Genomic DNA, 13,703 nt, shown 5'->3' with positions numbered 1-13,703 from the left:
GCCGGGGACGGTCGGGGAGCGGGCGGGGCCGCCGCCCAAGCGAACGGTGCGGTCGGATCGTGCACGGGTCTTGTGTCGTCGCGCCGCCGACGCCAGGATCGGCCGCGTGGGCATGGAGCGCGGAACCATCGACGACGTTCCCCTCGCGGCGCTGTTCCCCGGCGCGCCGACACACGACCTGGACCATGTACGCCGGGTTGCCGCGGCCGTCGACACGCTCCGCCTCGCGGCCGAGCCGCCCGAGTGGGAGTGGTTCCGCGACCACGCGGCGTGCCCCGACCCCCTGCCGGAGGGCATCACGCCGCTCGTGCTGACCACGACCGTGGCCCTGGTCCACGAGGAGACGGGCGTCGACTGGCTCGAACTCGAACTCGACGTCGCGTGGATACGCCCGGGCGGTCTGGCCGCGCTCGCGGCGGTGAGCGTGGCGTGCTGGTGCGACATCGACCACAACACGCACTACCCGGTCGAGACGGTGGTCGACGTACGCAACGGCCTCCCGCTGGGAGAGGCGTTCGAGCACGCCGCGAGCCGCCTGCCCGCGTGGCTCGCGTGCCCCCGCGACCCGGAGTACTGGCGTGCCCAGGCCGCGCTGCCCGCCCGGCCGAAACTGCTGCCGCGCCTGCGCCCGGAGTAGCCGGGACGGCCCGGCGGCGCGACGCCCGGACCGGCGCGGACCCCCGCGGTACGCGCGGAATAAGCGCCGCCGGGCAAACCGTTACCGTTAGCGAAAGTAATGATCTAAGCTAACGAAGGTGTCCTTGTCCGATGCCGACCGCGCCGCGGTCGCCGTGCTCCGTGCGTCCGTGCTCAAACTCTCCCGCCGCCTGCGCAACCAGCGTGCCGACGAGACCCTGAGCCCCACGCAACTGTCGGTGCTGACCATCCTGGTCGCACGTGGCGCCATGACGCCGGGTGAACTCGCCCGGCACGAAAAGGTGCAGCCGCCCTCGATGACCCGCGTCATCGCCGGCCTCGAGGAACGCGGGCTGGTCCGCCGCGACCCGCACCCCGAGGACCGGCGCCAGATCACCGTCACCGCGACGGAGCCGGCCGCCGAGGTCGTCGCCGAGAGCCGACGGCTCGGGAACGCGTGGCTCGCCGCGCACCTGGAGGCGCTGACCGAGGAGGAGTTGGCGGCGTTGCGCGCCGCCGTGCCGGTACTGGAACGGCTCGCGCAACTCTGACACGCCCCCCGGGCGGAGGTCGGACAACGGACAAGCGGGAACGCTCGCGCTCCCGCACACCCGACCGACCGCTCGATGAAAGGGGCGTCTTGACGGCCACCGCGCAACCGGCCACTGCCCGAACCTCGATGTTCTCCTCGCTGCACAACCGCAACTACCGTCTGTTCGCCGCGGGGCAGATGGTGTCCAACACCGGTACCTGGATGCAGCGTCTGGCGCAGGACTGGCTGGTCCTCAAGCTCACCGGCAGCGCCATGGCGCTGGGCATCACGACCGGCCTGCAGTTCCTCCCGATGCTGCTCTTCGGCCTGTGGGGCGGCGCCGTCGCCGACCGCTACGGCAAGCGGCGCCTGCTCATCGCGACTCAGGCCGCGATGGGTCTGCTCGCCGCGATCCTGGCCGTCCTGGACCTCGCCGGCGTCGTCGACGTGTGGCACGTCTGGCTGCTGGCCCTCGGCCTCGGCTTCGCCACCGCGATCGACAACCCGACCCGGCAGACCTTCGTCGTCGAGATGGTCGGCCGCCGCGACCTGCCCAACGCGATCAGCCTGAACTCGGCCAACTTCCAGCTCGCCCGGATCACCGGCCCGGCCGTCGCGGGCCTGCTCATCGCCGCGATCGGCACCGGCTGGGTGTTCGCCGTGAACGCCCTGTCGTACATCGCCGTCATCCTCGGCCTCCTCGCCATGCGGGCGCGCGACCTGACCCCGACCGCACCGGTCAAGCGCGAGCCGGGGCAACTGCGCGAGGCGCTGCGGTACGTCCGGGCCCGCCCGGACCTGCTCGCCGTCTTCGCCCTCGTCGGATTCGTCGGCACGTTCGGCTTCAACTTCGCCGTCACCCTCGGCGGCTTCGCGAACCAGGTCTTCCACGCCGGCCCGGGTGCCTTCGGCCTGCTCAACACCGTCTTCGCGCTCGGCTCGCTGGGCGGCGCACTGCTCGCCGCCCGCCGCGGCCGCTCGCGCATGGGCATGCTCATCGGCGCGGCCTTCGCGTTCGGCGCGCTCAGCATGGTGGCCGCGGTCATGCCCGGCTACTGGAGCTTCGCCCTCGCGCTGGTGCCGATCGGCATCGCCGGAATCACCTTCAACACGGCCGCGAACTCCACCGTGCAGCTCAGCGTCGACGCCGCGCTGCGCGGCCGGGTCATGGGCCTCTACATGCTGGTGTTCATGGGCGGTACACCGCTCGGCGGCCCGCTCGTCGGCTGGATCGCGGAAACGTACGGACCGCGCGTCGCCCTGCTTTTCGGCGGCCTTGTGTCGGCGTCGACCGCGGTCGCCGTGGGCATGATCCTGGCGCGGCGCACCGGCAAGCGGCTGCGCCTGCGGGTCCGGCCCCACCCGGCGGTGCACGTCGTCGAACGCACGCCCACGCCGCGGCCCGATCCCGTTGCGGCCTGATGCGGACGCCTTCGATCAGGAACTGACACGTCGTCAATATCGTTACAGGGAAAGGCAAATCTTTCGCCGTCAGGAATCCGTTCGAGTGACCGAAATCATCGACACCGGTCGTTCGCGGCTGGAACGATTGATTCATGGACTATGCGCGATTCCAGGATTTCTTCCAGGCGGAGGGGCTGCGCCTGGCGGAATCGGCCGCGGCGGGACTGGACACCCCGGTCCCGTCCTGCCCGGGATGGACGGTCGCCGACGTCGTGGGGCACACCGGAACGGTGTACCTGACGGCGGCCGAGTGGCTGCGGATCGGCCACCGTCCGGACGCCCCCGACAACAGCGCGCCCAAGGGCGACGTCCTCGCCTGGTACGGCGAGGCGCTGGCCGAGCTGCGTGCCGAACTCGCCCGCCGCGACCCCGACCGTCCGGCCTTCGAGGACGACGGCGACGGGGCGGTGGGCTTCTGGTACCGGCGGCTCGCCCACGAGGCGGCGATGCACCGCACCGACATCGAGATGGCGGTGGGTGACCCCGGGCCGATCGACCTCGAACTCGCGGTCGACGGCATCGACGAGGCGCTGCGGGTGCTGCTGCCGCTGCGGTACGACGGGGGCGGGTTCGACGCCGCGGTCGGCCGTACCGTCGGCGTGCACTGCCACCACCACAACTGGCGGCTCACGCTGCACCGCGACGCGGTGGAGGTGTCCCGGTCGCCGGGCTTCACCGATGCCGCGGTACGCGGGGAACCCGGCGACCTGCTGCTGTACCTGTGGGGGCGGCGGCCGGGGACCGTTGTCTCGCGCACCGGGGACACCACCGTGCTTGCGGCGTTCCGCCGGCGCCTCGCGCTGTCGATGGTCTGACGCCGGAGGCGGGCGCCGGGTGTCGGGGCGGCCTGGGTTCGGGGTCTGGGCCTGAGTCTGAGTCGGGGCCTGCGCTTGTGACTGTGTCTCGGCCTGTGCCTCGGCCTGTGCATGGGCCTGTGCCTGTGCCTGGCCGACGCCGTGCGAGGAAGTCGGCCGCCCGGCGGCCGGAGGGTGGCCGGGGCGGGTTAGGTTGGTGGGGTGAACCCGCGTACCCGTACCCGCGTCGTCTCGGCGGCGCTCGTCATCCTCCTGATCGCCGTCGCGATCGGCGCCGCGCTGAGCTGACGCCCGACGGCCTGTGCCCCGGTGCTCCGGGGCCAAGGGGCCGATGCCTGAGGTTCGATGCCTGAGGTTCGATGCCTGAGGTTCGATGCCTGAGGTTCGATGCCTGAGATTCAATGCCTGGGTCCGATGCCTGGTGTCCGGCCGAGCGGGTCCCGCCGCTTCGGTCCCGCCGTTGTGCCCGGCTTGACCAGTTCGTGATGCAACCGTGCGTCCCCGCCCGTCGGTAGACCGGGTGGGTGGATGAACGACGGCCCGGGACACCGCGTCCCCGGCCTCGGCACGGAGGTGGACACGGGTGGTGGCACGTACGGCTGTACCGGGCTCGGCGGCGGCCGACGAGGCTGTGGGATCATCGGTTCTTTGGCCGACCGCTCGGCCGACCCGTGATGCCGACCCGGCCGACGCTTCCGACGCCGGCCACCTCGCGTCGGATGTCGACACCGTCGTCGAGACGGTCCTCGGCCCGGGCCGGTCGCCCGACAGCGAGGGACCCGAGATGACCGAGGAGGAGTTCGACGCGTTCTACCATGCGTCGTTCTCCCGCCTGGTCCATCAGCTCTACGCGCTGACCGGGGACTTCTCCGAGGCCCAGGACGTCGTGCAGGAGGCGTTCGTCCGCGCGTGGGACCGCCGGGGGCAGTTCTTCGCCGCCGAGGCGCCCGAGGCGTGGATCCGCACGGTCGCCTGGCGGCTCGCGGTCAGCCGCTGGCGCCGCGCTCGCCGCGGCTGGGACCTCCTGCGCCGCAACCACGTCGAGCAGCCGGTCGCCGGACCCGACCCCAACCACGCCGCTCTCGTCGCCGCCCTCCGGAAGCTGCCCGAGGCGCAGCGGCAGGCCATCGTGCTGCACCACCTGTGCGACATGACGGTCGATCAGATAGCCGCCGAGGCCGACGTGCCCAGCGGAACCGTCAAGGCCCGCCTCGCGCGCGGCCGGGCGGCACTCGCAAAAATCCTCGGTGACCGCGAGGGCGAGGGGGAGGAGCATCGTGCGCGTTCGTGACGGCCTTCGTGCCGGACACCGCGGTGCCCGCCGATACCGCCCCGCCCCCGCGGCACCGGAAGGAGTGGTACGCCTTGCCCACGCCTGACGACCACCTCCAGGATCCGCAGCTCGCACGTGCGCTGCGGGACCTTGACCTGCCGGGCCCCGTCGTACCGTCCCTGACGGCGGACGAGGTGCGCCGCAAGGGGACGCGCCGCCGCTCCCGCAGGCACGCGGCGTGGGCGGGTTCCGGGCTGGTCGCGGCGGCGTTGGTCGGCGCGTTGGTGATGGGGCCGCTGACCCCGGACCGCAGCGGCCGGGGCCCTACTTCGGCGGCCGCCTCCCCGGAGCAGGTCGCCGACCCGCCGGCGCCGACGGCGGCACAGACACCGCAGACGGCGCCCGCGTCGCCTGAGACGACGACCGGGGACCCCACGCTGAAGGCGGCCACGCCGCCCGTGGCGACGCTCGACATCGGCGGCATGACCCTGACCACACACGCCGAGAACGGCGCCTTGCAGGGCTACTGGTTCGACGTGTACATCAGCGGTACGGCGTTCGACCAGTTCGCCAAGAACCCGCTGACGCTCCAGATCACCGGGCTGTACCGGACGCTGGACCTGGCGGGCTACGGCGCGGAGCTGGGCAAGGACACCGCGGTCGCGGTGCCGTGGGTGGTCACCGCGTCGGCCACGGACGGCACCGAGGTCTACATCGGTTCGCCGCCCGTCTGCATGGCGACCGCGGCCAAGTGCCCCGCGGACCAGAACCGGCAGGGACTGATCGGCCTGTTCGGAGAGGAACGGGCCAAGCAGTTCTACGACTCGGTCCGGTTCGGCGACCGCATCGAAGTGGTCGGCGTGTACGGCAAGGGCCCCGTCACCACGACGGACTCCGACGCGCGCGGCAAGAACGAGCCGCGGGCCACCACCCCGTCGGCCACCGGCCGGGCCGAGACCGCGGCGCCGACGACCATCCGGCCGACCCGGTCCGGAACGCCGGGCGAGCCGACGGAGCCGACCGGGGTGCCGGGCACCGGCTCGCCCACCGCGACCGCCGTACCGAGCACGTCCTTTCCCTCGGGATCGCCGCCGCCCAAGCCGACGGGCGGCGCGTCGGGCGCCCCGCCTGCCGTCTGATTCGGTTGTCGGGTCTGGTCGTCCGGCCTGGTTGTCGGGCCCGGTGTCGGGCCCGGTGTCGGGCCTGATTATCCGGCTCGAGTGCCAGGCCCTGGTTGTCCGGCCTGGTGTCCGGATTGCGCGCCCTGCTGTGGTCGTTCGGCTCGGTTGTCCGGGTCGGTCGTCCGGGCCGGTGCGGTCGGACACGGGCGTACCGAATTCCACCGCACACCCCCGACTCCTGGCACTGTTTCCGGTATGAAGTTCCGCGTACCACCGCTGGTCGTGCTCGTCGCGGCGGCTGCCCTGCTGACGCCGGGTGCCGCGCTTCCCGCGTCCGCCGCGCCGGCCGCCCAGGACCCCGACGTGGTGACGATCCGGGACGACCGCATCACCGAGTCCAGCGGCCTGATCGCGAGCACGCAGCACGCCGGCGTCTACTGGACCCACAACGACAGCGGCGACGAGCCGCGCGTGTTCGCGATCGGCGCGGACGGCACGACCAAGGCCGTGCTGACGCTGCAGGGCGTCACGCCGCGCGACTGGGAGGCCGTCTCGATCGGCAAGGACGAGGCCGGCCGGCCCGCGCTGTTCATCGGCGACATCGGCGACAACCTCAAGGGCAAGTGGTCCGAGGTGTGGATCTATCGGATCCCCGAACCGGCCGAGCTCAAGGACGCCACCGTGAAGCCGGTGAAGTACCGGCTGACGTACGAGGACGGCCCGCGCGACGCCGAGGCACTGCTGATCGACCCGCGCACCAACAAGATCTTCATCGCCAGCAAGGAGAACGACGGCCGCCTGTACGAGCAGCCCGCCACCTTGTCGACGACCGCCGTCAACATCTTCAAGCGCGTCGGGTCCGCACCTGCGACGGTCACCGACGGTGCCTTCTCACCCGACGGAACCCGCTTCGTGCTGCGCAGCTACATGGTCGCGACGATGTTCTCGGCGCCGGGCAAGGAACTCGACAGCGTGTACGTGCCGGTGCAACTGGGCGGCCTGCAGGGCGAGTCCGCGAGTTTCACCGCCGACGGGCGCGCGGTCCTGTTCGGCCACGAGGGGGCGGACAGCACCATCAGCCGGGTCGAACTGGACGGCCGCAACCGGCCGGAGTCGGTCGCGGCGGCCGCCGACACGAAGCCGGGCGGGCCGCAGGGCGCGCAGGGCGACGCGGCACCTCTCGGCGGCGGCGACCCGGAGGGGGACGCGGGCAAGGAGAAGAACGAGGCGTACGGGCCGGGCTTCCTGGCCGTGCTGCTCATCGTCCTCACCGTCTACGGCTACATCAAGCTGCGTGGCCGACGGTCGGATTCGTCGTGACCGGGCGCGCCCGCGCGGTGGGCCGTCCGCTCAGCACCAGGGCGGGCACGGCAAGCAGCAGGAAGACCGGGATCATCGCGAACGCCTTCCACGTGTCCAACGTGTCGGCGAGCAGCCCGAGCAGGAACGGCGCGCCGCCCGCGGCGAGCGCGGTGGCCAGCGCGGACCGCGACGCGGCCAGGTCGGTGCGGCCCTCGGCGGCCTCCATCGAACGGGCCATGGCCAGGGGGAACTGCACCGACATGCCGAGGCCCGCCACGAACAGCCCGGTGAAGGACAGCCAAGCGGTGGTGCTCAGCCACAGCGCGGCGAAGCCCGCGGCGTTGACGGCGAGCGCGACCGCGTAGAGGCGGCCGACGGGAAAGCGCAGGACGAGCCGCCCACCCACTATCCGGCCGAGGCACAGGCCCGCGACGACGGCGGTCATCGCGGTCGCGGCGGCGCCCTCGGACAAACCGGCCCGGTCTTCCAGCAGGTCGGATGCCCACAGGGACAGCGAGAACTCGACCGAGACGAGGCAGACGATCAGCAGCCAGGCCCACCAGCAACGGGCGGGGAGGCGGTCGTCGCGGGGGCTTGGGCGGGTCCGCTGTGCCGGGATGCGCGGCGTGGCCGGAGTGCGCGGAGTGTGTGTCGCGGGTGCGGTGTCGGCGGTATCGGCGGTGTGGGCGCTCTGAGCGGTGTGGGCAATGTCAGCGGCAGGCAGGGAGTCTGTGGCGCGCGGCGTGTCCGACGGGGGCGGCGTCTCGGTGGTGGGCGACGTCTCGGTGGTGGCCGGACTCTTGGTGTTGGCCGGACTCTCGGTGGTGGCCGGAGTCTTGGTGGTGGGTGGGGCGTCGGCGGTGGGCGGGGTGTCGGTGGCGGGCAGGGCCGTCGACTTCGCCGGGTCGTCGCGGTAGTGGCCCGGTATTCGGGTGCTGCGGAACACCGCGTACAGCGTCGCGATCAGGACCGGCGCGGCCAGCATGCCGTAGCGCCAGCCGAGCCCCGACGCCTGGGCGCCGCCGATCGCCAGCGGGGCGATCATGCCGACGGCGGCCCCGATGCCGTGCGCCTCGCTCAACGCCCCCGGCCCCGCCACCGCCCCGTGGTGGTCCACGATCGCCGCGGCGGCCAGGTTCACCACCGCGAACCCGCCGAGGCCGCACAGCAGCGCGCCGGCCAGGGTGAGGGCGAGCCAGGGGCTGAGCGCGTACATGAGCACGCCCGCGGCTAGCAGCGTGAATCCGCCCCACAGCGCGGGACCGCGGCCCCACCACAGCACCGGGCGGCTGCCGAGCGCACCGATGATCGCGCCTCCGGCGGCGTACGCCGTGCTGTGCAGGCCCGCGACCGCCTTGCTCACCTCCAGGTCGTCGCCGAGCAGCGGGACCGAAGGGCCGAAGCAGTAAAGGAAGTACGCGAAGACCGCGGTCTGCAGGTAGAGCAGCCAGGTCGCACGGTCGCGGGTGAGCCGGACCGATCCCGCGGCAGGGGAGGTCGGCGTCGCCGAGGCGGCCGTTTCGGGGGGATTCACCCGATGAGGTTACTCGGCGCAGATGACGGAGCCCTCCCCGCGCGGGGAGGGCTCCGTCATGCTCCGTGTCGTCGGCCGGCGCGGCGGATGGCGTCGGTTGGCGCGTCGGCCTGCGTCGGCTGTCGTTGGGTGCTGCGGGGTGTCGCCAGGTTTTGCTGGGTGACCTTGGGGGTCACCAGGTGTTGCTGGGTGACGTCGGGTGTCGCCAGGTCAGCCCAGCTTCTCCACGACGTAGTCGATGCACGTGGTCAGCGCCTCGACGTCGGCCGGGTCGATGGCCGGGAACATCGCGACGCGCAGCTGGTTGCGGCCCAGCTTGCGGTACGGCTCGGTGTCGACGATGCCGTTGGCGCGCAGCACCTTGGCGATCGCCGCGGCGTCGATGCCCTCGGCGAAGTCGATCGTGCCGATGACCTGCGAGCGCTGCGCGGGGTCGGTGACGAACGGCGTCGCGTACGCCGACTTCTCCGCCCACGTGTACAGGCGCGACGACGAGTCGGCCGTACGCGCGACCGACCACTCCAGGCCGCCCTGCCCGTTGATCCACTCCAGCTGGTCGGCCAGCAGGAACAGGGTCGCGAGCGCGGGGGTGTTGTAGGTCTGGTCCTTCGACGAGTTGTCGATCGCCGTCGGCAGGCTGAAGAACGGCGGGATGTAGCGGTCGGTCGCGGCGATCCGCGCCGCGCGGTCGAGCGCGGCGGGGGAGAAGGCCGCGATCCACAGTCCGCCGTCGGACGCGAAGCACTTCTGCGGGGCGAAGTAGTAGACGTCGAACTCCCGAGCGTCGACCGGCAGGCCGCCCGCACCCGAGGTCGCGTCGACCAGCACGAGGGAGCCCTCGTCGGCGCCCTCGACCCGCTTGATCGGCATCGCCACGCCGGTCGAGGTCTCGTTGTGGGTCAGGCCGTACACATCCACGCCCGCCTCGGCGACGGGCAGCGGGTGGGTGCCGGGCTCGGACTTGACGACGCTCGGCTCGTCCAGCCACGGCGCCGCCTTGACGGACGACGCGAACTTGCTGGAGAACTCGCCGAACGACAGGTGCTGCGACTTGCGTTCGACCAGGCCGAACGCGGCGATGTCCCAGAACGCGGTGGAGCCGCCGTTGCCGAGCACCACCTCGTAGTCGCCGGGCAGGCGGAACAGGTCACGGACACCCTGGCGGACCCGGCGCACCACGTTCTTCACGGGTGCCTGCCGGTGCGAGGTGCCGAGCAGGGACGTGCCGGTCGCCGCGAGGGCACTCAGCGCCTCGGGGCGCACCTTGGACGGGCCCGCGCCGAACCGGCCGTCGACGGGCTTGAGCTCTTCGGGAATCTGGATCTCGGCCACCCGGCGAGCGTAGCCCGGGGTCGGTCACGAGAACGTCAAAATCCACGAAGTGAGACGATCCGGACCACAATGCGGTCGTGATCACGACAGTAGGTGAGACGACAGCGAATCCGGGCGGAGTCGCCAGGGAGAGACAGATAGGCGCGATCTCTTCCCCCTATCCACCCTTTCCTCCCGCCTGACCCTTCGATATCTCGGGAACGTTCGCGGCCGACCAACGGTGCCGACGTCGACCCCGATCCACCCGAAGCAACGTAGAGCGCAGTGCGTTCGACGCCACGTTCGACGACGGCGACAGCGCTGACGTGCGACAGCATCACGCCACCCAACCCAATGAACGCCGTGAGGTCACGCTCACGCCTGACCCCACACACCCAGTAACTCATCAACGACAGCGGCGGGTGGGGTTCCGCCGCGCAAAGGTGTGTCGGTGGTGGGGTTCGGTGTGGGGGTGCCGGCGGGTTGTCGGGTTTGGGCGGCAGCGACAGAGGGGTTCCGCCGCGCAAGGGTGTGGGGGTGCCGGCGGGTTGTCGGGTTTGGGCGGTAGCGACAGTGGGGTTCCGCCGCGTAAGGGTGTGTCGGTGGTGGGTGTGGGGGTGCCGGCGGGTTGTCGGGTTTGGGCGGGAGCGACAGCGGTGGCATGTGGTCCCGGGTGCGGGGCGTGTCGGTGGTGGGGATTGGCGTAGGGGTGCCAGCGGGTTGTCAGACTTGGGGGTGTGTCTGAACTTGACCACGGCGCCGAATCGGCGCGGCTGCGTGACGTGCTCGCCCGCGAGTTGCGCTCGCGCGTGCGCGGCGGTGTCCGCTTCGACGCACAGGCGCGGGCGCTGCACTCGATGGACGCGTCCAACCACCGCCACGTGCCGCCCGGCGTGGTCACCCCGGCCGACACCGAGGACCTGGTCGCCGCCGTCGCGGTCTGCCACGAACGTGGCGCCCCGGTCACCCTGCGCGGCGGCGGCACCAGCATCGCCGGGCAGGCCACCGGCACCGGTGTCGTCCTCGACACCTCGCGCCACCTCACCGCGATCGAGTCCCTCGACGTGGACGCCCGCATCGCGGTCGTGCAGCCCGGTGTGGTTCTCGACGACCTCAGGGCCGCGGCCGCACCGTTAGGGCTGACTTTCGGTCCGGACCCCTCGACGCACAGCCGCTGCACGCTCGGCGGCATGATCGGCAACGATGCCTGCGGGGCGCACTCCGTCGCGTGGGGGCGTACCTCCGCCAATGTCGCGTGGCTCGACGTGTTGACCCCGGACGGCGTCCGCATGCGCGTCGGACCGGGCGACGCCGTCCTCCCCGAACCGGGCTCCGAGGTCGGCGCGGAACGCATCCGCGCCGATCTCCACGCCCTCGCCGACGACCATCTCGCGCTGATCCGCCGGGGGTTCGCCCCGCTCCCGCGCCGCGTGTCCGGGTACGCGCTGGACCGCCTCCTCCCCGAGAACGGCCGCGACCTGGCCCGCTCGCTGGTCGGCAGCGAAGGGACCTGCGCCGTCGTGCTGCGGGCCGGCGTACGCCTTGTCGAGGCGCCCCGCTTCCGGGCCCTCGCCGTCCTGGGGTTCGCCGACGACATCGCCGCGGCGGAGGCCGCGCCCGCGCTGCTGCCGTACGGGCCGCTCACCGTGGAGAGCCTCAGCGCCGCGCTCGCCGGGCTCGCCCGCTCCTCGCGTGGCGTACGCCTTCCGGACGGCGGCGCCTGGCTCTTCGTCGAGACCGGCGGTGCCACCGCGGACGAGGCGGTGGAACGGGCGCGTACGGTCGCCGCCGAGGTGGCGCCACAGGCGTTCCGCGTGGTGTCCGATCCTGCCGAGCAACGCGCGCTGTGGCGCATCCGCGAGGAGGCGTCCGGGACCGCGACCCGCATGGCGGACGGGTCGGAGGCGTGGCCGGGGTGGGAGGACACCGCCGTACCGCCCGAGCGCCTCGCCGAATACCTTCGGGAACTACAAGCCTTGATGGGGCAGTTCGGTTTGCGCGGGCTCCCGTACGGACACTTCGGCGAGGGGTGCGTGCACATCCGCTTCGACTTCGACCTGCTGGGCACCGAGGGCATCGCCGCATACCGCTCGTTCGCCATCGAACTCGCGGACCTCGTCACCGGGTTCGGCGGGTCGTTGTCCGGCGAGCACGGCGACGGCCAGGCCCGGGCCGAGTTGCTGCCCCGCATGTACGGCCCGGAACTCGTCGACCTGTTCGGCCGCTTCAAGGCCGTATGGGATCCGCACGGCCGGATGAACCCCGGCATGCTGGTCCGCCCCCGTCCGCTCGACGGCGACCTCCGCTTCACCGGTATGCCCCGGCAGCCGGTGCCGGTCGCCTTCGGATACCCGCACGACCACGGGGACTTCGCGGCGGCGGTACGCCGTTGCGTAGGTGTGGGCAAGTGCCGTGAGACGACGGCGAATTCCTCGGCCGGGGTGATGTGCCCGTCGTTCCGGGCGACGGGCGAGGAGAAGGACTCGACGCGCGGCCGCGCCCGGCTGCTGCACGAGATGCTCATCGGCGACGTGGTGCGGGACGGCTGGCGTTCCGAGGAGGTACGCGACGCTCTCGACCTGTGCCTGTCCTGCAAGGGCTGCCGCAGCGACTGCCCGGTGGGCGTCGACATGGCTACGTACAAGGCGGAGTTCCTGCACCACCACTACGAGGGCCGCGTGCGTCCCCGTGCCCACTACGCGCTGGGCGGCCTGCCGTGGTGGTCGGCGGTGGCGACCTCCGTTCCCGGTCTTGCCGCGCTCGCGAACGCGGTCGGGTCACGTCAGACGCTCAAACGCGCCGCTTTGCGCTTCGCGGGCTTGCAACCCGAGCGCCCGCTGCCGGAGTTCGCCGCCACTTCCTTCACCCGCGCATGGCGCGCACGCCGTCCCGCCGAGGACCGACGGGACGAACTCGCCGCCGGGGGAACGCGCGTGGTTCTCTGGCCCGACACCTTCACGAACCGGTTCGCCCCGCAGATCGCCTGGTCGGCGGTACGCGTCCTGGAGTCCGCGGGACTGACCGTGCTCGTCCCACCCAAGTCCGTGTGCTGCGGCCTGACCTGGGTGTCGACGGGCCAACTCGACGTCGCACGCGGCGTCATGCGCCGTACGCTCGCCACCCTGCGCCCCGCCCTGGACGCGGGCCTGCCCGTCGTGGGCCTGGAGCCCTCCTGCACGGCGGCGCTGCGTACCGATGTCCCCGAACTCCTCGGTGCGGAGGCCACCGCGCTGCCCGGGGCCGTCAAGACGTTCGCCCAGGCCCTGGAGGAACTGGCGCCGAACTGGTCGCCACCTCGCATCGACCGGCCTGTCACCGGCCAACTCCACTGCCACCAGCACGCGGTCCTCGGCGACGGCCCGGACCGGCGCCTCCGCGACCTGGCCGGGCTCACCGGGGCTCTGGCGGACGGTTGCTGCGGACTCGCCGGGAACTTCGGCTACGAACCGGGCCACGACGCCGTCGCCACGCGCATCGCGGAGGAACGCCTCCTCCCGGCCCTCCACGCCGCGCCGCCCGACGCCGTGCCCCTCGCCGACGGCTTCAGCTGCCGCACCCAGATCGCCCGCCACACCGCCCTGAGGCCCCGCCACCTCGCCGAAGTCCTCGCCCAGGCACTCCCGGCCGCCGGGGACCGGGCCACGGAAAACCGAACGCAACGCTGATGCCCGTGAGTTCGTCGCCAAGGTCGTGCCCCCGGGGCGCCGCGACGGGC

10 protein-coding genes are annotated in these 13,703 nt (G+C 72.4%); 8 read left to right on the top strand and 2 right to left on the bottom strand.

All coding sequences use genetic code 11. The features are described 5' to 3' along the window. Nucleotides 1-106 precede the first annotated feature (106 nt). The 7 genes from AB0C36_RS12920 to AB0C36_RS12890 all read left to right on the top strand — a co-directional run bounded on the left by AB0C36_RS12920 (nucleotide 107) and on the right by AB0C36_RS12890 (nucleotide 7,161). Nucleotides 107-637 (top strand): hypothetical protein, encoded by a 531-nt coding sequence (locus AB0C36_RS12920; RefSeq protein WP_358353023.1) that lies wholly within the window; start codon nucleotides 107-109, stop codon nucleotides 635-637. 118 nt (nucleotides 638-755) lie between these two features. Continuing rightward, nucleotides 756-1,187, top strand: coding sequence for a MarR family transcriptional regulator (locus AB0C36_RS12915; protein WP_358353021.1), 432 nt, complete (start codon nucleotides 756-758; stop codon nucleotides 1,185-1,187). A gap of 128 nt (nucleotides 1,188-1,315) precedes the next feature. Further along, nucleotides 1,316-2,590, top strand: coding sequence for an MFS transporter (locus AB0C36_RS12910; RefSeq protein ID WP_358353099.1), 1,275 nt, complete (start codon nucleotides 1,316-1,318; stop codon nucleotides 2,588-2,590). A 134-nt stretch (nucleotides 2,591-2,724) separates the two neighbouring features. Beyond that, a complete protein-coding gene (locus tag AB0C36_RS12905) occupies nucleotides 2,725-3,447 on the top strand; it encodes a maleylpyruvate isomerase family mycothiol-dependent enzyme (RefSeq protein WP_358353020.1) in 723 nt (240 codons plus the stop codon). A 784-nt stretch (nucleotides 3,448-4,231) separates the two neighbouring features. Continuing rightward, a complete protein-coding gene (locus AB0C36_RS12900) occupies nucleotides 4,232-4,738 on the top strand; it encodes a SigE family RNA polymerase sigma factor (protein ID WP_358353097.1) in 507 nt (168 codons plus the stop codon). 74 nt (nucleotides 4,739-4,812) lie between these two features. Further along, entirely contained in the window at nucleotides 4,813-5,859 is a 1,047-nt protein-coding gene (locus AB0C36_RS12895; RefSeq protein ID WP_358353019.1) for a hypothetical protein, read from the top strand. Between the two features lie 237 nt (nucleotides 5,860-6,096). Next, entirely contained in the window at nucleotides 6,097-7,161 is a 1,065-nt protein-coding gene (locus AB0C36_RS12890; RefSeq protein WP_358353018.1) for a TolB-like translocation protein, read from the top strand. Here the strand turns inward: AB0C36_RS12890 and AB0C36_RS12885 are convergent. Then, the gene (locus AB0C36_RS12885; protein ID WP_358353016.1) at nucleotides 7,127-8,677 is read right to left on the bottom strand and encodes an MFS transporter; all 1,551 of its coding nucleotides are present in this window, start codon (nucleotides 8,675-8,677) and stop codon (nucleotides 7,127-7,129) included. The genes AB0C36_RS12890 and AB0C36_RS12885 overlap by 35 nt on opposite strands. 210 nt (nucleotides 8,678-8,887) lie before the next feature. Then, entirely contained in the window at nucleotides 8,888-10,009 is a 1,122-nt protein-coding gene (gene serC / locus AB0C36_RS12880; RefSeq protein ID WP_358353014.1) for a phosphoserine transaminase, read from the bottom strand. Nucleotides 10,010-10,725: 716 nt separating this feature from the next. Between serC and AB0C36_RS12875 the strand changes: the two genes are divergently transcribed. Next, entirely contained in the window at nucleotides 10,726-13,653 is a 2,928-nt protein-coding gene (locus AB0C36_RS12875; RefSeq protein WP_358353012.1) for an FAD-binding and (Fe-S)-binding domain-containing protein, read from the top strand. The last annotated feature ends 50 nt before the right edge of the window (nucleotides 13,654-13,703 follow it).

Source organism: Streptodolium elevatio (genome assembly GCF_040649515.1).
Lineage (GTDB): Bacteria > Actinomycetota > Actinomycetes > Streptomycetales > Streptomycetaceae > Yinghuangia > Yinghuangia elevatio.
The sequence above is the reverse complement of the archived record's forward strand: the minus strand, read 5'-3'. Positions and strand labels throughout refer to the sequence as shown.

Excerpts from the sequence above, each read along its gene's own strand:
- AB0C36_RS12890 (WP_358353018.1), top strand. The coding sequence starts at position 6,097 with ATGAAGTTCCGCGTACCACCGCTGGTCGTGCTCGTCGCGGCGGCTGCC.
- AB0C36_RS12905 (WP_358353020.1), top strand. The coding sequence starts at position 2,725 with ATGGACTATGCGCGATTCCAGGATTTCTTCCAGGCGGAGGGGCTGCGC.
- AB0C36_RS12910 (WP_358353099.1), top strand. The coding sequence starts at position 1,316 with ATGTTCTCCTCGCTGCACAACCGCAACTACCGTCTGTTCGCCGCGGGG.
- AB0C36_RS12900 (WP_358353097.1), top strand. The coding sequence starts at position 4,232 with ATGACCGAGGAGGAGTTCGACGCGTTCTACCATGCGTCGTTCTCCCGC.